The sequence below is a fragment of the Varibaculum massiliense genome, from assembly GCF_900106855.1.
Lineage (GTDB): Bacteria > Actinomycetota > Actinomycetes > Actinomycetales > Actinomycetaceae > Varibaculum > Varibaculum massiliense.
Genome location: NZ_FNWI01000004.1, coordinates 1,194,809 through 1,215,855 on the forward strand (window position 1 = coordinate 1,194,809; position 21,047 = coordinate 1,215,855).

The 21,047-nt window shown below is 53.0% G+C and carries 18 protein-coding genes and 1 tRNA gene; 4 read left to right on the plus strand and 15 right to left on the minus strand.

What is annotated here, in order from left to right; all coding sequences use genetic code 11:
- Window positions 1-125: 125 nt before the first annotated feature.
- The 14 genes from pstB to BQ5456_RS05450 form a co-directional block, all read right to left on the minus strand.
- Window positions 126-905 (minus strand): phosphate ABC transporter ATP-binding protein PstB, encoded by a 780-nt coding sequence (gene pstB, locus BQ5456_RS05385; protein WP_071129091.1) that lies wholly within the window; start codon window positions 903-905, stop codon window positions 126-128.
- A gap of 56 nt (window positions 906-961) precedes the next feature.
- On the minus strand, window positions 962-2,101 hold the full coding sequence (gene pstA, locus BQ5456_RS05390) for a phosphate ABC transporter permease PstA (RefSeq protein WP_071129092.1): 1,140 nt from the start codon (window positions 2,099-2,101) through the stop codon (window positions 962-964).
- The gene (gene pstC / locus BQ5456_RS05395) at window positions 2,102-3,073 is read right to left on the minus strand and encodes a phosphate ABC transporter permease subunit PstC (protein WP_083378383.1); all 972 of its coding nucleotides are present in this window, start codon (window positions 3,071-3,073) and stop codon (window positions 2,102-2,104) included.
- Window positions 3,074-3,153: 80 nt separating this feature from the next.
- Window positions 3,154-4,254 carry a phosphate ABC transporter substrate-binding protein PstS gene (gene pstS / locus BQ5456_RS05400; protein WP_071129093.1) on the minus strand — a complete coding sequence of 367 codons (1,101 nt, stop codon included), beginning with the start codon at window positions 4,252-4,254 and terminating at the stop codon, window positions 3,154-3,156.
- 156 nt (window positions 4,255-4,410) lie between these two features.
- The gene (locus BQ5456_RS05405) at window positions 4,411-5,202 is read right to left on the minus strand and encodes a class I SAM-dependent methyltransferase (protein WP_159428768.1); all 792 of its coding nucleotides are present in this window, start codon (window positions 5,200-5,202) and stop codon (window positions 4,411-4,413) included.
- Window positions 5,195-5,860, minus strand: coding sequence for a DciA family protein (locus BQ5456_RS05410; protein WP_071129094.1), 666 nt, complete (start codon window positions 5,858-5,860; stop codon window positions 5,195-5,197). Before BQ5456_RS05410 ends, BQ5456_RS05405 begins: the two co-directional genes overlap by 8 nt.
- A complete protein-coding gene (gene recF, locus BQ5456_RS05415; protein WP_071129095.1) occupies window positions 5,853-7,169 on the minus strand; it encodes a DNA replication/repair protein RecF in 1,317 nt (438 codons plus the stop codon). The genes BQ5456_RS05410 and recF overlap by 8 nt, the downstream gene beginning before the upstream one ends.
- 24 nt (window positions 7,170-7,193) lie before the next feature.
- Entirely contained in the window at window positions 7,194-8,327 is a 1,134-nt protein-coding gene (gene dnaN / locus BQ5456_RS05420) for a DNA polymerase III subunit beta (protein ID WP_071129096.1), read from the minus strand.
- A 207-nt stretch (window positions 8,328-8,534) separates the two neighbouring features.
- The gene (locus BQ5456_RS05425; protein ID WP_071129097.1) at window positions 8,535-9,329 is read right to left on the minus strand and encodes an ABC transporter ATP-binding protein; all 795 of its coding nucleotides are present in this window, start codon (window positions 9,327-9,329) and stop codon (window positions 8,535-8,537) included.
- Entirely contained in the window at window positions 9,322-10,146 is an 825-nt protein-coding gene (locus tag BQ5456_RS05430) for an ABC transporter ATP-binding protein (protein ID WP_071129098.1), read from the minus strand. The genes BQ5456_RS05425 and BQ5456_RS05430 overlap by 8 nt, the downstream gene beginning before the upstream one ends.
- Window positions 10,143-10,982, minus strand: coding sequence for an ABC transporter permease (locus tag BQ5456_RS05435; protein WP_071129099.1), 840 nt, complete (start codon window positions 10,980-10,982; stop codon window positions 10,143-10,145). Before BQ5456_RS05435 ends, BQ5456_RS05430 begins: the two co-directional genes overlap by 4 nt.
- Entirely contained in the window at window positions 10,979-11,941 is a 963-nt protein-coding gene (locus tag BQ5456_RS05440; RefSeq protein WP_071129100.1) for an ABC transporter permease, read from the minus strand. The genes BQ5456_RS05435 and BQ5456_RS05440 overlap by 4 nt, the downstream gene beginning before the upstream one ends.
- A gap of 1 nt (window position 11,942) precedes the next feature.
- On the minus strand, window positions 11,943-13,445 hold the full coding sequence (locus BQ5456_RS05445) for an ABC transporter substrate-binding protein (RefSeq protein WP_083378385.1): 1,503 nt from the start codon (window positions 13,443-13,445) through the stop codon (window positions 11,943-11,945).
- Window positions 13,446-14,189: 744 nt separating this feature from the next.
- Window positions 14,190-14,262, minus strand: a tRNA-Lys gene (locus tag BQ5456_RS05450).
- Between the two features lie 146 nt (window positions 14,263-14,408).
- On the opposite strand from BQ5456_RS05450, the gene purT reads away from it, so the two are divergent.
- The 4 genes from purT (at window position 14,409) to BQ5456_RS05470 (ending at window position 18,427) form a co-directional block, all read left to right on the plus strand.
- Window positions 14,409-15,623: a formate-dependent phosphoribosylglycinamide formyltransferase gene (gene purT, locus BQ5456_RS05455; protein WP_071129102.1), complete on the plus strand. Its 1,215-nt coding sequence runs from the start codon at window positions 14,409-14,411 to the stop codon at window positions 15,621-15,623.
- 221 nt (window positions 15,624-15,844) lie between these two features.
- Entirely contained in the window at window positions 15,845-16,168 is a 324-nt protein-coding gene (locus BQ5456_RS05460; protein WP_071129103.1) for a histone-like nucleoid-structuring protein Lsr2, read from the plus strand.
- A gap of 53 nt (window positions 16,169-16,221) precedes the next feature.
- Window positions 16,222-16,956 carry a phosphoglyceromutase gene (locus BQ5456_RS05465; protein WP_071129104.1) on the plus strand — a complete coding sequence of 245 codons (735 nt, stop codon included), beginning with the start codon at window positions 16,222-16,224 and terminating at the stop codon, window positions 16,954-16,956.
- Window positions 16,957-17,293: 337 nt separating this feature from the next.
- Window positions 17,294-18,427: an ABC transporter ATP-binding protein gene (locus tag BQ5456_RS05470; RefSeq protein WP_071129105.1), complete on the plus strand. Its 1,134-nt coding sequence runs from the start codon at window positions 17,294-17,296 to the stop codon at window positions 18,425-18,427.
- A gap of 239 nt (window positions 18,428-18,666) precedes the next feature.
- Here BQ5456_RS05470 and BQ5456_RS05475 read toward each other — a convergent pair whose 3' ends face one another.
- The gene (locus tag BQ5456_RS05475; protein ID WP_071129106.1) at window positions 18,667-20,433 is read right to left on the minus strand and encodes a CAP domain-containing protein; all 1,767 of its coding nucleotides are present in this window, start codon (window positions 20,431-20,433) and stop codon (window positions 18,667-18,669) included.
- Between the last annotated feature and the right edge of the window lie 614 nt (window positions 20,434-21,047).

The following is a 21,047-nucleotide window of genomic DNA, read 5'->3' on the forward strand; positions in this document are numbered from 1 at the left end:
TTAGGGGGGTCAATCTCTGAGAAACTAATTGCAGGGACTTTGTTAACCAACTGTTAACCCTGGGTAACGGTTTTTCCTGACACTGCGGGCTCTGAACTTCTGCCGATTTCCGCCGCGCAGGCACCCTATCCGAAACGTCCCGCAATATAGTTTTCGGTAACTTTTTCGTGCGGGGTGAGGAAGACGGATTCAGTCGGTCCGATTTCCACCAGTTTCCCGGGTTGGCGCGGCCCGGAAATATTAAAGAACGCGGTCTGGTCAGAAATCCGCGCCGCCTGCTGCATATTGTGGGTAACAATCACAATCGTGTAGGTTTCCTTCAACTGGGCAATCAAATCTTCAATCGCCAAGGTGGAGATGGGGTCAAGCGCCGAACAGGGCTCATCCATCAGCAGTACCTCGGGCTTTACTGCAATCGCCCGCGCAATACAAAGGCGTTGCTGCTGTCCTCCGGACAGGGAAGCGCCCGGTTTATCTAGCCGGTCGTTAACTTCCTCCCACAGGTTTGCGCCTTTTAGGGATTCTTCTACAATCTGATCGCCCTCGGATTTACTGATTTTAACCCGATTTAGATGCAAGCCGGCTAGCACGTTGTTCTTAATCGACATGGTGGGGAAGGGATTTGGACGCTGGAATACCATCCCAATCATTCGCCGCACCTCCACCGGGTCAACGTCTTTGCCGTAGAGGTTATGCCCGTTGAGCAGGACTTCGCCTTCAATGCGCCCTCCGGGGGTAACCTCATGCATCCGGTTCAAAGTCCGTAGCACCGTAGATTTGCCACACCCTGATGGTCCAATCAGGGAAGTTACCGTTTGGCTTTCAATCGCCATATTTACGTCCTCTACGGCTTTGAAATCTCCGTAGTAAACGTCTAAATGTTTAGTCTCTAAACAGATTGCCATTTTCTTTTCCTATCTGCTTTGCTTCTTGTATCCCTGCCTCGGCTAGGGCGAGCTAGCTATTTACCAATCGAGAGTTTTTTGGCTACGAACCGGGCTCCTAGATTCAAAACCAATACCGCGAATACCAGCACCAAGGCCGCACCCCAGGCGCGATCCACATTGATAGTAGGGTTACAGTTCACTGCGTGAGCCGCGCAAGAAACCGTGGAGGTGTACTGCTGATAGATATAGACCGGCAGGGTTTCCATGCGCCCGGAAAACACATTGTTATTGATCGCATCGAACATCCCCGCGGTAATCAGTAAGGGCGCAGTTTCCCCCACAATCCGAGCGATTGCTACCACCACTGAGGTCACTAACCCAGCCGCCGAAGTGCGCAGTACCACCGAGATCACGGTGCGCCATTTAGGCACCCCTAAGGCATAAGATGCTTCCCGCAATTCATTGGGTACCAATCGCAACATTTCTGCTGATGAACGTACTACCAGCGGAATCATCAATACCGAAAGGGCAACTGCTCCCATCAGACCGGAGCGGTACGCCGGACCAATAACCATGGTGAACAAGGCAGCCGCGAATAGACCAGCAACTATGGAGGGAATACCAGTCATTACGTCCACCAAAGTGGTGGTTAGTTTCGCAAACTTAGTGTTGCCCGCGTATTCGGTCAGGTAGATGGCTACCAGCAGCCCCAGGGGAACGGAGATAATCGCTGCTACCAGGGTGATCAGTAGGGTACCCACCATCGCGTGGTAGATGCCACCAGCCTCCATTCCTCCGTAGACGCCTTTCATAGAAACGCTCAAGAAATAGGGGGAAATAATCCCGATACCCCTACGGATAAGTTCGTATCCGATAGAACCCAAGATGACCAGTACCAACAGACCGCACAGCCACATCGAAGCCGCAATCACGTTATTGGTGAATCTGCGGCGAAAACTCAACGCTTTATCTCCGCCCAGCCGGGCGTGCTTTACCTCAGTTTTCGGCTCTGCTTCTTCCAGTTTTTCCTGGTACTTTAGCTTTTTCTCTAGGATTACTGCCTGCAGAGCAGAAGTATTATCCGAGGTAGCAAGAGCTGCTAGCTTATCGCTTTTTCCTAGACCGGTTGCCCTGGTGCTGGCGGGAGCCTGCCCGCCGCCTAAGGATTCTTGTTTTATTTTCAGGTCGCCCTGATTCTGATTTTCTGCACTCATTTATTTCCCTGAACTTTCCTTGCGAGCTACCATCCACCGCGCACCCGAGTTGACCAGTAACGTCAAAACAAATAGCACTAGACCAGTGAAAATTAGCGCTGCCGCCATATTGGAGTCGGCCTCCGGGAACTGGAGGGCGATATTAGAGGCAATCGTAGAGTGCGCTCCTGCTCTAAACAGCGACCACACGTAGGATGCTCCGGGAGAAAGTACCATCGCCACTGCCATAGTTTCTCCCAGAGCCCGACCTAGCCCGATCATCGCTGCCGAAACCGTACCGGAGCGCCCAAACGGCAACACCACGGTTTTTATCATTTCCCACTTGGTAGCTCCCAACGCTAGCGCCGCTTCCATTTCCAGAGGGGGAGTACGGGCATAGACTTCTCGGCAAAGTGCGGTAATAATCGGGATCACCATAATCGCCAACACCACCGAGGCCGAGAAAATTACTCGCCCAATCGGGGAAACTGGCCCTGAAAACAACGGGAACCAGCCAAAATAGGTGGCAAGGAACTCCATTATGGGCTGCAAGATAGGCAGTAAAATCAGTCCGCCCCAAAGCCCGTAGACAACTGAGGGAATCGCGACCATTACGTCAATCAATCCCGCGATAACTGCGGAGACTTTCCGGGGAGCATAGAAGTTTATAAACACTGCCAGCGCCATAGACAGCGGCACCGCAATCGCCAAGGCAACTGCCGCTGCCAGGACGGTTCCAAAAAGCTGGGGTGCCACGTATTCCCAGATGCTGACCATTTCGGTGCGTCCGCGCATCCGTAGTCGCAGATCGGGGTTAGAGATCGCCGGCCAGGCTTGCAAAGTTAGAAACATCGCTACCAGGGCTAATACCGCGGCAATGACTACCGCTGATCCCTTGGTGGCTAGATAAAATAATCCTTCCCAGTTAAAGATGCTTTTTCGGGAGGTGGATTTTTCAGATTCTCGCTTTTGAAGGCGGGTTTTTGTACTCACGTTTCCTCCAGGTGGTTAAGACCAGGAGTACCGGTTTTTACCGATACTCCTGGTCACCAGAGCCCAAACTTGGGGGATTCTTACTTGATTTCGTCAAGCGCGGCAGTGATTTTCTTGGTGATTTCCGCACCTAGGGGAGCAGATCCGGCTGCCTCGGCAGCTTTCTTCTGTCCGTCAGCGGATACCACATAGTTAACCCAGGCTTTCACCAACTTGGCGGTATTGGCGTCTTTATACTGCGGGCAAACCGCGTAGTAAGAGACCAGTACCAGCGGATAGGCTTCGGGATCATCCGGGGTGCGGTTTAGTTTCAGCGCCAGGTCGTTCTTTTCTCGTCCTTCCTCAACTTCGGCACTTTCAACTACCTTTGCCGCTGCCTCGGCCGAGTATTCTACGAAACCATCGCCTGCTTTGAGCGCTACTGTTCCGAAGTCACCGGCCTGGGAAGCATCGATATAACCAATCGCGCCTACAGTTTTCTTTAGGTTATCCACTACACCTGCGGTTTTATCTCCGGACTCTCCGCCGGCCACCGGCCAATCCTTCGATGGCTCATCCGGCCAAGCATCCGGTGCCGCCGCGTGCAGGTAATCAGTGAAATTCTCGGTGGTACCGGACTGGTCAGCGCGGTGTACCGCCACGATCTTGGCATTCGGCAGTTTGGCATCCGCATTGTCTGCAGCGATAGCCGGATCATTCCACTTGGTGATTTCCCCGCGAAAAATCTTGGCGATGGTTTCTGCCTTCAGGTTCAGCGTCTTGATTCCCTCCAAGTTGAAGGCCACCGCCACTGGGGATACATAAACCGGCAGGTTAATCGCTTTGGAGTCTTTACAAACCGCGGCTGATTTTTCGACCTCTTCAGACGAGAGCGCCTGGTCGGTACCAGCGAAGGCCACCCCACCTTGTAGGAAGGTGGTCACCCCTGCCCCGGAACCAGTGGGGTCGTAGGTTACTTCCACATTCTTCGCGACCTCGGAAAATCCTGCTTTCCAAGCGTCAACTGCATCTTTTTGCGAGGACGCGCCCGCGCCCGCCAACTTGCCGGAAATATCGACAGTTTCCATTTTCTTTGAGTTATCTGCACTTCCAGTGGCATTATCGGAGCCACAGGCGGCCAAGCTGGTTGCTGTCAAGGCAAGACCAGCGATAACCGCTAAAGATTTGATGCTCTTGCGCATATCTTTCCTTCGATTCTTTTAGATTTTTCATTGACACTTGCAAAGTAAACGAAGAAGTTAACGTCAGCTTGACAGTCACGTTAACTTTTAGTTAACAGTGATTCAAAGTAGAAAAATTACCCGGTAAAACTATTCTACCTGCGTAGATAGAAATTATTAGCTAATTTTGAGAGAAATCCATACCAGCGTGTAATAGGGCAAAGTGACATTTTGGCTGGGGTCTAAAGCCAAATCGCCCCACAAATACGATCGCAGATTACTCTGCATATGTTGTTTCCCTCGCTCACTAGCTTTCAGATAGGAAGAGCGCGTCTTAGCCAGGGCGAAAAGGGCGGTTACCGGCAGCGATACTCCCCATTGAAAGAGCCGAAGTTCCGGTTTTTGAAATCCCTTCCCCACTTTTGGCACTCGGTCCGGGTGGTGCACATCCCCGGAACGCATCACCCGTGAAAGCCGCTTCACCCAGGGGAAAGATACGTTCATCTGATTGTAAATAATCACTAGGCGTCCACCGGGTTTCAACACTTTGGCTGCGGCAACGCACGCAGCTTCCTTATCGACCCAATGCCAAGATTGGGCATAGCAGAGCGCATCGAAAGTTTCGGGCGCAAACAATTCACCCACGTCCTCGGCTTTCCCCTTATAAAGAGGGGTTTGGGGGAGGGATTCGCGGAACATTTCCCGCATACTCGCCGCCGGCTCCAAGGCACTAACCTTTATTCCCTGCGCCGCCAACGCCCGGGTAAACTTGCCGCTACCAGCTCCTACATCTAGAACTTGGGGATCTTGTAATCCGGAAAGTCCCGCGCGTACAGCTGCTGGCAGATAGGCGGGACGGTAGTGTTCATAATCTGTCCCCGCCAAAGTGTAGGGGTTTCCCCCGCTCGCAGCCCCTCCTACCTGCTGCTGATCGGTGATAGTACCGGGAGGGGGCCCTAAATCAACCATAGGTATCCCGCGGACCGCGTCCTTTAACCGAGCGCGGTCCATGTTTCCAGGAGGGCGCCTGCGGGCCGAGCACAATCAACCTTTTTATCACCACCGAACCGGCATGATCTTCAATTAACCCCATTAATTGCGGAGTCAGATTACGCAGCTCGGATGCCCAACGGGTAGAGTCACAACGCACCACCACATCCCCATCTTTGATGGATTCGATTTGCGCGTGTTGAGCTACTTGACTGCCGACTATCTGTTCCCAATCGGCTTTCAATCTGCCCACATCTAACATTTTTCCTAGGCCAAAATTATTGACATATTTTTCCCAAACCACACCTAGCCTGCGTGGTTCTCGCCGTGACCATCTGCCACCGTGACCTCCGCCTGCCAGAGCCGGGGAAGGCTGCAATTGCGCTAATCCGCGAACTCGCTCGCGGGCGTAACTGTCGTTTATTCCCTTAATCTTCCCCAGCGAGATTTCCCCGGACTCTAGGGAGCCAGTGTCTTTAGAAGCGGTGGCAGCTATCCCGTCCCAGTTGCGCCGACCACGGTGACGCCGCAGCTCGCTGGCTGACATTCTGATCAGCCCTTTAGAAAAAGCGTGTTCTTGGGCGGCACGCAATACCCGCTGAGTGTAGGTGAGATTTCCTTCTGGCTGCTCAGTCATCAGACATCCTGCCTGCTTCTTCGGAACTATTTTCTGCACTAATCTCACTTGATACCGTCATGGGGGTGATTGCGGTTCCCTGAGCGGCGCGCAATACCTCAAAAAAATGCCCCTCAATCTCGGCGGGTAAATCTTTGCGGCTGGTGGCGGTAATCAGCACCTGGTCAGCGCGGTTCATGAATTCGAGGAGGGCGGAGCGGCGGGAGGGATCCAGTTCCGCAAACACGTCATCTAAAATCAGGATGGGAGTTTCCCCCACCTGCCGTAACAGTTCAAACTGTCCCAGCCGTAAAGCTAGGGCAGCGCTCCAGGTTTCCCCGTGGGAGGCAAACCCTTTCACCGGCAGCGCATCTAGCGTAACCGCTAAATCATCGCGGTGCGCACCTGCCAGGTTGACCCCGCGAATCAGTTCTTCCTCCCGGCGAGCCGCGAAAGTTTCCTGGAGTGCCACCGCTACCGCTTGGGGGTCAGCCAAATCAGCGGGAGCCGCAAAGGAAGGCACATAGGACAATCCCAAGGTTTGGGAGGAGTTCGCCAGATGTTCTTCCCCTAAAACCAGCAGGTAAGCCTGCGCCGCGTGGGGGGTAAGCGCCTGCAAAGCCCGAACTCTACCTGCAATTAAACGCGCTCCCACCTGGGCTAACTGATTATTCCAAACATCAAGGGTAGACAGTTCTAAAGACAGATCTGCCCCGCGACGCTTCTTTTTTGCCGCCTGCTTCAACAGGGCGCCGCGCTGGCGCAAAATCTTTTGATGCTGAGTAATAGTACCGGCCTCAACCGGCCACAGTTGCACCAGTAAATCATCGAGGAAACGGCGTCTAGCTGCCGGATCACCCTGCAAGATATCTAAATCTTCCGGAGCGAACAGCGTGGTGGCAATCAGTCCCCGCACCTGTTTTAAAGGAACCGGGGAGCGCGCTAGGCGCGCGCGATTAGCTCTCCCAGAAGCTATTTCCAGGTCTACTTGCATTTCGTGATCCTGGCTGTGGGCTTTCACTCGAATAACTGCCGCCCCTGGCGCGGTACTCGCAGAACTGCTATCTGCCTGTTCCCCCTCGGTCTCAAACCTCGCTGACGCCGACTCCTCGCGGGCAGCCAGCGCCGCCGATTGAGGCGCAAAGCGCACCAACGCACTGTCTGCGCTGGCGCGATGGGAGTGAAAGTTCGTTAAATACCCGATTGCCTCCACAAAATTGGTTTTACCTTGACCATTGGGACCAACCAGGATATTTACCCCCGGCGATAAATGCACTACGCAATGGTGAAAACTGCGGTAATCGTCGAGGGCAATATCGGAAATATACATGGCTTTGGGCGCTGCCCCACCTGACTAGGAGGAATAGCGAATCGGCATTAGCAGGTACCTAAAGTCCGCAGAATCATCCCCATCTAGCTCTTCCTGCCCGGTAATCACTGCCGGTTTCGTGGGGTGGGTAAAGGACATCCGCACATAGTCGGTTCCTAACGCGCCTAAACCATCCAGGAGATACTGGGAGTCAAACACTATCATCATCGGCTCGTCGGCAATAAAGGTGCAGGTCATTTCTTCATGCGCCTGTGCGTCATTGCCCTGCCCGGCCTCTAAAGTGAGGGTGCCGTCCGCAAAATTCATGCGGATTTGGGCGCTACGGTCAGTCACCAAAGCAACCCGTTTAATTGCCTGTTCGAGTTCTTCGCGGCGGATAACTGCCTTAATGGGAGTGTCCTTGGGGAAAAGGCTGGTTACCGGAGGATAATCCCCTTCGGTGAGCTGGGACGTAATCTTGCGTCCTCCGGCTTCGAGGGCGATAATCGCCCCCCCTTCGGAAGAGTTTTCCAAACCTAAATGGATTTCCCCCGCACCGGAAAGCGCTTTCGCCATTTCCGAGATAATCCGTGACTTTACCAGCGCATCTGCAGAAAAATCAGTTTCTTTCGGCTGCCAATCCATTACCCGCACCGCCAGGCGATAGCGGTCCGTAGCCATCAGGTTCAGATGGGAATCCGTCAGCTCCATCCGCACCGTGGCCAGCAGAGGCAGGGCTTCATCGGAGGAGGCGGCACGAGAGACTTGGGCGACTGCCCGCGCAAACTCTACCGAGTCCAGTTCTCCGATAGCCTCGGGGATGGGCGGTAATGCTGGGTAATCATCCAGGGGCATGACTGCTAACTGGAAACTGGAGGCACCGCAGGAAATACTGACTTTACCCCCTTCCATCTGCACGGTTACCGGCTTCTTGGGGAGTTGTTTACATATATTCGCCACCATTTTTCCAGAAACCAGAACTTCGCCTTCTGATTCCACATCGGCTTCGAATTGGTTTCGGGAGGAAACTTCATAGTCGAAGCTGGACAAGGTGACGATCCCGGCTTTGGCGCTCATCCACACTCCACCTAATACGGCGACCGCCGGACGTGCCGGCAAAGTGCGGGCGGTCCAACTGATTGCGTCCTCGAAAACATCCCGCTCGACTACGAACTTCATGCGCTGCCCCTTTTATCTGCTTAACCATGGTTTATGGCGCGAAATTTGCAAAACCCAGCCGGCGAAAACCGGGCTGAATCATTTGTTCCAGTCTCCCATTATAGGGTTTCGCATCCCGATTAGCACTAAAGCGCCCAAAACTGGGGATAACGCGCCGATTCTTGCCTGACAGGAAAGATTTTTCGCAGCCACAACTGGCTTTGAGGATTAGCTTCGCAGGTTTAACTGGGGCACGGCCGCGATGAGTTCGCGAGTATAGTCTTGCCGGGGATGAGAAAATACCTGTTCAACCGGACCTTCTTCTACGATTTTTCCTTCCCACATCACTATGACCCGCTGACACAGGTGCCGCACCACCGCCAGGTCATGGCTAACGAACAGTAAAGTTAATTTGTCTCGCTGGGCGATCTGCATAATCAGATTCAGTACCTGCGCCCTTACCGAAACATCCAGGGCGGAAACCGCTTCATCAGCTATTAGCACGTCAGGACGCGCAACTAAGGCGCGGGCGAGGGCGATACGTTGGCGCTGTCCTCCCGAAAACTGGTGGGGATATTTATCGGCGTCCTCGCTGCTTAAACCAACTTCCGCCAGTACTTCCTCTAGGCGTGCCGGAATATCGGTAGGCACCCCCTCACGCCCGCGCACCCAAGGGGAACGCAACGGTTCGGTAATAATTTTGCCCACCCGCATTCGCGGATCCAGGGAGCTGAGCGGGTCTTGAAACACAATTTGTACCCGGGAACGTAGGTGTCCTAACTGTTTTTCTTTTAGCCCGGTAATCGTCTGCCCCGCAAACTTGATTTCTCCGCTGGTAGGGCGAGAAAGTGCACATAGCATCCGGATCAAGGTTGATTTTCCGGAACCGGATTCGCCGACGATTCCCAGGCGTTCCCCGGCAGCGACTTCCAGGCTTACTCCCGCTACCGCGCGCACCTGTCCGGTAGAGCGCGGATAGATTTTCACTAAATCTTTGGCGAGGAAAATCGGTTGCTCACTCATCGCTCCCCCTAAAGAAATCACTCAGGACGGGCAGGCGCGCTCCCGGTTTTACCGCCGCAATATCGGCGGTCGCCAGCAGACCGCGAGTATAGGGGTGTTTAGGCTGCGCAAGCACTTGCCGCAGGGGGCCGCGTTCCACAATTTGCCCCTGATACATCACCAGCAGGTAGTCACAAATCTGGTTGACTACCGCTAAATCGTGGCTGATAAACAGGCAGGCAGAAGCGGTTTCTGTCAGCTCTTTATCTAAAAGCCGAAGCACTTTCGCCTGCACAGTAACATCCAAAGCGGTGGTGGGTTCATCGCAAATCAGCAGTTGGGGGGCATTTATCAGCGCCATCGCCATCATCACCCGTTGGCGCTGTCCCCCAGAAAGTTGATGGGGAAAAGCACTCGCGCTCTGCTCCGGAGCGGGCAAACCCACCCTCTCCAGCATTTTTATGACTTCCTGGCGTTTTCCCCGCCGCCCGCCTTGGTGCAGCGCTAAAACCTCCGCCACCTGTTTACCGACCCGCATCGTAGGGTCAAGGGCGGTCATCGGTTCTTGAAAAATCATCCCGATTTTTGCGCCCCGCAACCGCGCCATCTGCCTATCTGTCAGTGACAATAGTTCTTGCCCCTCCAGAGACACCGAGCCGGAGATTTTTGCGCCCTCCCCCAGCAGACCCATTAGCGCGAGCGCGGTGACCGATTTACCCGAACCAGATTCGCCAATCAGTCCCACCCGCGCTCCGGGGGGAATCTCGAAACTGATTCCTTTAACTACCTGGCGTCCTCTAAACGAAACCTGCAGGTTATCTACTTTTAGTCCCTTCATGACCGCTCCCGAAGCCTGGGATCGAGTACCTCGCGCAGCCCATCACCTAAAAGGTTGAACCCTAAAACAGTGAGCGCAATCCCAAGGGCTGGCCACAGCGCCAACTGCGGAGTGACCAGCAGCGACTTTTGAGCCTCAAATAGCATTAACCCCCAGGTGGGAGTGTCCGGGCGGGTACCTAACCCCAGGTAGGAAAGGGCGGCCTCCGCCAAAATCGCCAGGGCGAAACTCACCGAGGCCTGCACAATGATTGTGGGAGCGATGTTGGGTAACACGTGGGTGAAGGTGGCGCGATAGCGAGGAGTACCTGCTGCCCTGGCCGCCACCATATAGTCTTGCGACATTACCCCCAAGGTGGCTGCTCGGATATTGCGGGCAAACGCGGGAATCGAAGCTATCCCGATCGCCACCATCGCCGTCCAGGTGGAACCGGATCCGCGTGCCGCCGCCAGCAATATCGCCAGGAGTAGGGCGGGGAAAGCATAGAGAATGTCTAGGCTACGCTCAATAATTCTTGCCGGAAATCCTCCGCGCCCCGCAGCATAAACACCCAAGGGAACCCCGATAATAGCTCCGATACTGACCGATACTATCCCTACCAGCAGACAGATTCCGGCTCCCGAAAGCATCCTTGAGAACACATCCCGCCCGAAATCATCAGTGCCGAAAATATGGGAAGCGGAGGGCGCACTTAAACGCTGCTCGCTAACTTCCGTGGGGTCAAAGGGCAGGTAAAAGAAGGACACTATTCCCATCAGCACTATTAGGCTTACCAGCGCAATCCCCATCCACAGGTTGGGGTGGCGGCGTAGCGATAGTTCCCGACCAGTCTTCATCGCTCCACCCCCTGCCGGATTCGCGGATCCAGTAGCTGGTAAACCACATCTACCAGTGCGTTAATTACCAGTACCGCGGCGACCAGAATCATCACTACCGCTTGCACCACGGTTAAATCTCGTTGCCCGACTGCCGCAATCAGGTAGGTACCCAAACCGGGAATCGCAAAAACCTGTTCCACCACGATTGCTCCCACCAGCAGGGTGGAAAGTTGCAGTCCCAAGACTGTAATTACCTGTAAAGATGCGTTTCTCACCCCGTGATGCAGCAGCGCCCCCGGAAAACGCCAACCAATCGCCCTCGCCGTGCGGAAATAGTCTTGTTTGATTACTTCGATAAAAGCCGAGCGGGTGTAACGGGTAAGTACCGCTCCTTGCACTATCCCTATCGAAAGTGCCGGTAGGAACAGGTAGCGCGCCCATTCCAGCGGATCTTCCTGGAAAGAAACATACCCGTTCGCTGGAAGCACCTGAAGTTTCACCGCGAAAACTATGGTTAGCAACATTCCGGCTAAAAATGCGGGGATGGCCATTCCTAACTGGCTGAGGACAGACACTATAATCCCGCTTTTGCGGTTGCGGCGCAGCGCCCCGAACATACCCAGGGGGATTGCCAACACTAAAGCCAGAATCATTCCCGCAAACACCAGCGAAAATGTGGCCTCTAGGCGGTGGGGAAGCTGCTGAGAAATTGCCTGTCCGGTAAATATAGAGGTTCCCGGATCTAGCCTTAGCATCCCACCCAACCAGCTGAAATAACGTAACAGTAGCGGCTGATCTAGTCCCATAGTTGCTCGCAGTTGCGCCACTGAAGCCGGATCGGCATTCGCCCCTAAAATTACGCCAGTCACGTCCCCCGGCAGCAGATTTATCAGCAAAAACACCACCAGGGAGGCCACTATCAGGCTGACTAATAGGGTCGCAATCCGTTTAAGGATGGCTTTTGCTGGCGCTTTCATCTCAGCTCTGGTAACTAATAGACGATAGGTCGAAGGACAGCCCGGTTACATTCGCGGCTAGGCCGGAAATATCGGACTTGGTGACAATCAAATTCGGTAGCAGCCACAAGAACCCGGCAGCGGCATCATCAGAAAGCACCTTCGCCGCCTCTTTCATATATTTGACCTGGTCTTCCGGGGTACCCTCATCGGCTTTTTGATACAAATCCCGGAACTGCTGCGAATCGTAATGCCAGTAATAGTCGGTGTTGGTGAAGCGAGAAATATCGCGCGGCTCCATGTGGGCAACGATGGTGAGGTCGTAGTTAGATTTGACCATCACTTCATCTATCCAGCGCGCCGGGAACTCTAGCTGTTCAATCTCTAAGGTAATCCCCACTTTAGAAAGCTGGCTCTTGATATGGGTAGCGGCACCCGCAGCATAAGGCAAAGTAGGAATCCGCATCTTAAGCGTGAGCCCCTCGCCGTATCCCGCCTCTGCCAGCAGTTTCTTGGCTTTTTCCCGATTCAAGGGATAGGCAGTCGACAAATCTTCATACCAGGGATCAGTTGGCGGCACCATCGATCCAATCATCAAGCCTTTGCCTGCCCAAACAGCATCCCGCACCGCTTTACGGTCCAGAGCATAATTTATAGCTTGGCGCACTCGTTTATCTTTGAGGGCTTCGCTCTGCTGATTCATCCCCATCACTACTTCTCCGTTAGTGTGGCCTTCCAGCACTTTGAACCGGGAATCATCACTGAACTTATCGAGTGCCTGCGGGGCTGCCAGGTTAGAAATAATATCTAGTGAGCCGGACAGCATCGCGGTATTCATCGCGTTAGGGTCAGAGAAGTACCGGAAAGTCGCTCCCTTTACCTTGGGTTTTTCTCCCCAATACTTTTGGTTAGTGGCTAACTGGATCTCTTCGCCCTGCCGCCACTCTTTCAAGGTGTAAGGACCTGAACCAGCCGGCTTAGTAGCCAAATCGCCCTTATCGAGTGCCTGGGGATCATAAATAATCCCGGCAGTGGAACTCAGGTAATACAGCCAGGCGTTCGAGGGGTGCGACAGCTCAAACTGGACTTTGTTACCCCCGAGGTCTTTCACCGCTTTTAAGGCTTCCATTTCTTGTTTGCGGGTAGGGCTCACGGTCTTATCGTTTAGGAGGTAGTTAAAAGACTTTTCGACCGCTGCCCCATCAACCGGCGCACCGGAAGCAAACTTCGCGTCCTTCAAAGTAAATGTGTAAGTCTTACGATCGGCAGACACCTGGTAATCTTTTGCCAGCAGCGGCACCAGCTTGCCTTTGCCGTCTACTCGCAACAGGGTTTCATACACGTTATAGAGCAGCGCATAGGTAATCGCCGCCGCATCGTTATGCGAAGGATCCAAAGTCGAGGGCGTAGCATGCACCCCAATCGTGAGCACGCGCTCGGATTTATTACTTGAAGAATTGGTACTGGAACAGCCAGCTAACACTAAACCGGCTACCGCCAGCACGGCCAAAAGACGCTTACGCAAGGATCTCCCCTTTATCGGCGATAGGTCATGATCGCTTCAATCATAGTCGCTAACCCGCCCCGCCCGAATTTCCCGCTCACTGTCCGCTATGAGGATGAGCCCAATAACCACAGCCTAGGGCGCGGGGGAAGAAGTTTTTCCTCCTGCCCAAAAACTCGAAAAATCCCCAAGGGTATTTTCCGAGTTTTACGCCCGCCTACCCTGCTCGGATAAAACTTCTTCCCCCGCGAGCATCTTGGCATGCTGACTAATCAATGCATACGGGCTAACCAGAAGGATGGAACATCTTTCGCGCTGAAGAATCGGCTGCGGTAAACACAAATTATGAATGAATAGCGAAAATGTGTTGGGGTGCTGATTTTGGTGGATTGGCTAGCGATTTTTGGGTTTTACACATGCTTTCACGAACTTCGAGCCCGAGGTGCGGGGGCTAGGTTTTATCCGAGTGGGTGCGGTGGGCATAAGAATTTGGAAAACGTCGCTACGTTTTCCAAATTCTTGGGCAGGAGGAAAAACCTAGCCCCCGCACCAAACCCTCCCCGCGCCAGCCCTCACGGGTTCGATCCCCGGAGGCTCAAAATTGTTTAAGCCCGGCACAAGACCGAGCTTAAACAATTTAGTGTAAGTAATCTTTGACGGACTCCTCGTTGTGCTAGTAATCCCTGTCGGGATTACACACAACTTCGTCCTCCTCACTAATAAAAAAAGCCCGAAGGCTTTTTTCACCGTTCGGACTCCTCGTTGTACGCCCGCAGGGGATCGAACCCTGGACCCACGGATTAAAAGTCCGTTGCTCTACCAACTGAGCTACAGGCGCCTGCCACAAAGGCACGTTTTATTCTACAAGGGCAGCCGTCATTTCCCAACTTGGATTTTGGTTGCTTACCTCACTAAAGAACCCGTAAAGTAGTATTCAAATCCCTCCATTAAAGGGTGGGAATTTAGTTCTAGGAAAGGGTTTTCATGCTCACGCCAACTACTTTTGGAACCCCGATGTCGAAATCTGCTTTGCGAGTATTACTTCTCGGCTCGGGAGAGTTAGGTAAAGAACTGGCTATTGCATTTACCCGCCTGGGGGTGGAAGTCCACGCCGCAGATCGTTACCAGAATGCACCCGCACAGCAGGTGGCACATTATTCCTACGTCCTAGATATGACTGATGGTAAACAGATTGATTTCCTGGTGAAAAAGGTGCGACCTCACTTTATTATTCCGGAAATCGAAGCCATCGCCACCGGTACTTTGGAAGAAATTGCCGCTTCCAGCCAGGCCACGGTAATCCCCACTGCCCATGCCACTCGCCTGACTATGGATCGGGAAGGGATTCGCCGCCTCGCCGCGGAAGAACTAGGGATTCCCACTTCCCGTTACCTGTTTGCCTCTGGGGAAGAGGAAATGCGCCAAGCGGTAGACCAAATCGGTCTACCCTGCATCGTAAAACCGGTAATGTCCTCTTCTGGCAAAGGGCAGTCCCTGCTGAAAACCCGCGAGGATATCGAGCCTGCCTGGCATTACGCTCTTGAAGGAGGACGCGGAGCCAGCCAGGGAAGAGTAATCGTAGAGGGACTGGTCGATTTCGACTATGAAATCACGCTCCTAACGGTGCGTTCTCTCGACCAGCAGACCGGAAAAACGATCACCAGTTTTTGCGAACCGATTGGCCACCTGCAGGTAAATGGCGACTACCACGAGTCATGGCAACCGGCACCAATGGACAGTGGTGTGCTAGAAAAGGCGCAAGCTATTGCCGAAAAAGTTACCACCGCCCTAGGTGGACGCGGACTGTTCGGGGTGGAACTGTTTATTTGCGGTGACGAAGTCCTATTTTCTGAAGTATCGCCGCGTCCTCACGACACCGGCATGGTGACCATGGCTTCTGGTTATCTTTCCGAGTTTGAACTGCATGCCCGCGCTATTTTAGGGCTGCCGGTCGATACCCGCCTGCGCACCCCGGCGGCCTCTGCGGTAATTTGCGCACCACTTGCCAGTGCGGCTCCGGTTTATCGTGGTTTAGCGCCGGCTCTCGCTATTCCAGAAGTAGATTTAAGGCTATTTGGTAAACCCAATTCTCGCCCCGGCAGACGCATGGGGGTGGCATTGGCGCGAGGAAATAACATTGACCAGGCACGAGAACGAGCAAAACAAGCCGCCGAATTAATCACGGTACAAGATGCCTGATATGAGAAGAATAATAGTTCTCCCTTTCGGTTAAACCCTATTTTCTCGCTTTCCCGTGTCTATCTTGACCATATTAAGCGGCAAATACCAGCGGTTTCATTTTTAAGTTTCCGCCTTTATCAGTTATATTTTTGATATTCTTTATCTAAATATAGAAATACCCTATCGCCAGCGTTAATATAAAAGACAAATGCAAACCTCAAAAACGGAAAGGCAAAAGTATGGCCAGGAAAACCAGAATTGTTCTGATTGATGATATTAATGGCGAACTCGGGGATGAAACCATTAAGTTCGGTCTTGACGGTGTTGATTACGAAATCGATTTAACTACCGAAAATGCCGCAAAGTTACGCGAGCTTCTCGATCCTTGGATTCAGGCGGGACGGCGGGTAGGGGGACGCCGCGTCGCCGGTACTGACACTCGCCCCGCCTCCGACGCTGCCAAGATTCGCGCTTGGGCGCAGGAACAAAATATGCAGGTTTCTGAAAAAGGACGCATTTCCGCGAAGGTGCGTGCCGCCTACTATCGCACTCATTTGAAATAATTTCGGGACTTATACCCCGTGCAACCTCAGCTTTAAAATGAAAGACTAAAGATATGACTTACAAATTGATACTGCTCCGTCATGGGCAAAGCGAATGGAATGCTAAGAATCTTTTCACCGGCTGGGTAGATGTTCCTCTATCCGATCAGGGTCGCCAAGAGGCTACCCACGGCGGTGAACTAATGAAGCAAGAGAACATCTTGCCGGATATCGTATTCACCTCCCTGCTGCGGCGGGCGATTATGACCGCCAACCTTTCTTTGGATGCCGCTGATCGGCATTGGATTCCGGTTAAGCGCAGCTGGCGCCTCAATGAGCGGCATTACGGCGCTTTGCAGGGCAAAGACAAGAAAGCTATCCGCGACCAGTATGGCGATGAACAGTTCATGTTGTGGCGCCGCTCCTACAGCACTCCTCCCCCAGAAATCGAACTGGGTTCCGAGTTCTCTCAAGACACTGATCCGCGTTATGCCGGGGAACCGATTCCCAGCACCGAATGCCTAGAGCAGGTTTTGGAGCGCTTACTGCCCTATTGGGAACAGGAAATCGTTCCCGAGCTGAAGACTGGCAAGACGGTGCTGGTGGCAGCCCATGGTAATTCGCTGCGCGCGATTGTAAAGCACCTGGATCAGATTAGTGACGAGGATATTTCTGGTTTGAATATTCCTACCGGGGTGCCCCTATATTACGAGCTGGATGAAAATCTGCAGCCAGTTAAAAAGGGCGGAACCTACTTGGATCCGGATGCCGAAGCTAAGATTGCAGCAGTAGCCAACCAGGGTAAATAGTTCTTTTTTTCTGACAGTCCCCGAGGGCGACCTCGGGGACTTTGTCGCACCTACCCCTGCGACCTCGGTTAATGAGGTTAATCGAGCTGCGCCCTCCATAAGGGAAACAGGAGTTTTTTTGGAATTACGCGTGCGGACAGGGAAATAAAAAGTATGAATTACCGCAACTTTGGCGTATCTCACTACCGCAAGAGCGATAAATATGGCAGACTGAGTTTAGGCGCAACCAGCGCTCGTGTCGCAGGTGACACGTGGGGATTAGTTTCCTCGCAGTTACAAAAAGACACTCCACTCGGATCGTCGGGCACGTACCTGCCCGTGGAGGAGATATATAAATATGGGAAAAGTTATATTTGATTCGGTAACCCGAATCTATCCGGGGTCAGATCACCCGGCTGTTGATAAGTTGAATCTGGAAATCGAAGATGGAGAATTCCTGGTTTTGGTGGGTCCGTCGGGCTGCGGCAAAACTACTTCACTACGGATGTTGGCTGGCCTAGAGGATATTAACTCCGGCAAGATTTACATTGGGAATAAAGACGTAACCAATGTGCAGCCCAAAGACCGCGATATAGCCATGGTTTTCCAGAACTATGCGCTTTATCCGCACATGACAGTGCGTCAGAACATGGGTTTCGCCCTCAAGATTGCGAAGGTTCCGCAAGAGGAAATCGATAAGCGGGTCGAACAGGCCGCCGAAACTTTGGATTTGACCGAATATTTAGATCGTAAACCGAAGGCTCTCTCGGGTGGTCAGCGTCAGCGCGTGGCCATGGGGCGCGCGATTGTGCGCAAACCCCAGGTGTTCTTGATGGACGAGCCGCTGTCGAACTTGGATGCGAAGCTGCGGGTACAGACCCGTACCCAGATTGCCCAGTTGCAGCGCACTTTGGGGGTCACCACCTTGTACGTGACCCACGACCAGACCGAGGCGCTCACCATGGGTGATCGGATTGCGGTGATTGCGGGCGGAATCTTGCAACAGGTGGGTACCCCGCGTGATCTTTATGATCACCCCGCGAATGCTTTCGTGGCTGCTTTCATCGGTTCCCCGGCTATGAACATCGGCACCTTCAAGGTTCAGGATGGCTCGGCAGTGCTGGGCGGAGCAAAGATTCCGTTGGCACAGTCTACTTTGGACGCGATTAAGCCCGAGGATAACGGGGAAGTCATTATTGGCTTCCGTCCCGAGGCTCTCGAGGTTCAAGAGGGCGGGGTGGATCCGGAGCACACCATTCCGATTAAGGTGACCCACGTTGAGGAACTGGGCTCTGACGGCTATGTTTACGGCACTTTGGATGGTCATGATGTCAAGGAGCATCGCAAAGATGGTCGTCCTTGTTTGAACCAGGTAACTATCCGGGTACCTCCGCATTCTGCGCCGCCAGCTGGATCAGTTATGCCGGTACGGATTAAAGAGGGCGGGCGTCATATTTTCTCGGCCTCTACTCAGGCGCGGCTACCGGAATAATCTAATCAAATAGCAACAGCAATTGTTGGGGGGCAGGCATTTTGCCTGCCCCCCCCCCACTGCTGTATAACAATAATCTGGCTCCTAGACTGGGAACGTCCTAGGAGCCAGATTTTTTCTTTTTATTTACTGAAGCCAATCAACCAGGTAACGACTGGATTCTTTTATTTTTGAGGAGCCGCGTCCTCGTCCCTAAGGACGCGACCCTCTTTGGGACCGTTAGGTTTAGAAAACGCAAGTTACCCAACGGAGTATGCGGGCAGCTTCAGCTCGTAGAGAGAAGCTGACATGAACGAGGTGAGCCAGAACTGCACGGTGGGACGAATCTGCTTGCCCTTCATATCGGGGGTCAGAGTCAAAGTGTCACCAGTTCCCACCTGCTTACCGTTTTGGTCTTTCCAGATCACATCGGTGTAGCGCTCAACCGAATCGGAGTTACCCTGCAAGGTGACCTTGGCGATTAGCTTGTCGCCCTGGCGAACTACCTGATCCTGATCGAATCCGTAGTATTCCAGCTTCAGCGGTTCAGAAATCGAGGTACCCACCGGGTTGGTAACCTTCAAGCGGAAGCGCAAGGACTCGGCCTCGGCGCGGTTAGCAATCGGAGCCGACCGCAGCAGACCCCATTTATCTTCGGTGCGAGCACCGGGAGCGTAGTCCAGATCGTTCGCGGTTCCGTAGAAGCGGTGATCATCGGGAATCCGGAACTTGTCCTTGACGTCCTCCCAAGTCTTACCGGCATCCTTGGAGCGCTGCCACTGGTACTTCATACCGGTGGAGCCCTGCACGGTCAGCTTGGCCGGTTCGGCGTATCCACCCTGCGCTACCCGAGGGGCGGCATTCACCTTGATCTGGGGAGCCATCTGGCTGGAGGAGATCATGGGATCGAACAGCTTCACGGTGTAGGTGTAGGAGGGGCGAGTAGCACCTTTAATCCCGGTAACGCTGACCGTGTAGTCACGGGAGCCATCGCTACCTACCGGCAGATCCTTGATCTTCGGCATCTTGATTAGCAAGGTGTTGTAGTAGTTCCAGGTTCCCGGACCCTGCCCGTCACGGTCGTTACTTAGAACGGTGGTGGGAACTTCCGCGCCTTCCGGACCAGTCACGCGTACCTGAGCTTTCGAGAGGTCAGGGCGCTGCGACTTGCTTTCGCCACGGAAGGAGATGCTCCAGCGTTCCACATCGTCACGGTCATCGCGGTTGGTGGTCAGCAACTGGTAGGGGAAGTAACCGGCAGACGGCCAAGTCATAACTTCCGGCTTGTAAGCGCTGTCATTAACCAGCTGCTTGTTGTTGAAATCAGGGGTGTTGACCAAGTGATCACCGGTTACCACAATCGCGTTGTAACCATTGACATTCCCATAAGAAGAGGTAGCCAAAGTGGGATCCATCAGGGCAATGCGGTGCCCCAGGCGGTCATTGGAGCCAACCTTGGTCATGGTAGAAGCACCCAAGTTAGAAGGATCAATGAAGTACCACAGAATCTGCTCGGCAGGAGTTTGTCCGGAACCATCAGAAAGGTTAGAGATGGCGGCCCCCTGCTTTGCTTTTTGGGAGAAGCACTTGGAGTTTTCTTGAATCGAGTGAGAGAGCCGACCGTTGGCAGCCATATTAAGCGCAGCCTGCTGTGCGTAATCTTGCAGTCCGGAAGTCATATCCATCTTGACTGCCTCGGCACCATTGAGACCGCGGAAGAAGTTAAGAGCCCGACCTACTGAGTTAGCGGTGGTGGGGTTGGCTACCCCCGCGCGGCATTTATTATGATCCGCACCGTTGTTGGGGCTTTCGGGGTAATCGGTATCGGCAATATCGCTAAGGTAACGGGTGCGTACCGCTTCGCGGTTGTTGGTGTCAATGGCATTAGCAGTGACTGCACTAGAACCTGCGGCGGAGGTGTTGGTGAAAAAGGTAGCTGCATCGGCCAGGTTGACACCTGCCGCAACCACACCTGCGACTAGAACGCCAGCGACTAATGTCTTGGCATGTTCTTTCCACGTTTTCATCGTAGTTCCCGTTCCTTGCGTTTTCTTCTGGTGGAAACCAAATCCTTCGATTTCCGTGAACGTTGCATTCCTTCGGTCCGTTCATTAACTATTATCCACCAAAACGAACATGATTGGAAGCAAAAATGTTGGAAAATGAAAGTTTTACACCTGGTAGGGAGAAATTGCGAATACTTACCAACCATAAAGTAGTTTTGACCAGGCATATTAGAATGTTTTCAGATTTTTACCATGTTAGTAATAGGCTGGGGACAAATTGTGTTTTGCATCACTGGCAATTTTGACCATGTGAATGATTTAATGTAACTTTTCATCTAAACCTAGCGATTACCAGCATATATAGGTGGAAAGAAGTAGTTTTCTCATCAAAAGTTTAAAAAATAGAGATCTACAAAGCCACGCTATTTTTTGACCTGAGTTTTCACTCACCGCGCTTGAGTTTTCACTCACTCAGCGAATCTAACAGAGAAGTCACGCAAACATTTAACTATCCTCATTTTCCAAGGCTTTTATGAAAGTTTCGCCATCTTAGAGTCATTCTTGCTAAGGACGACAAGCAACTCCCCCGGGTCTAAACTGGTTCGCAAATGGAAAACCGCCGGACTAAACACCCG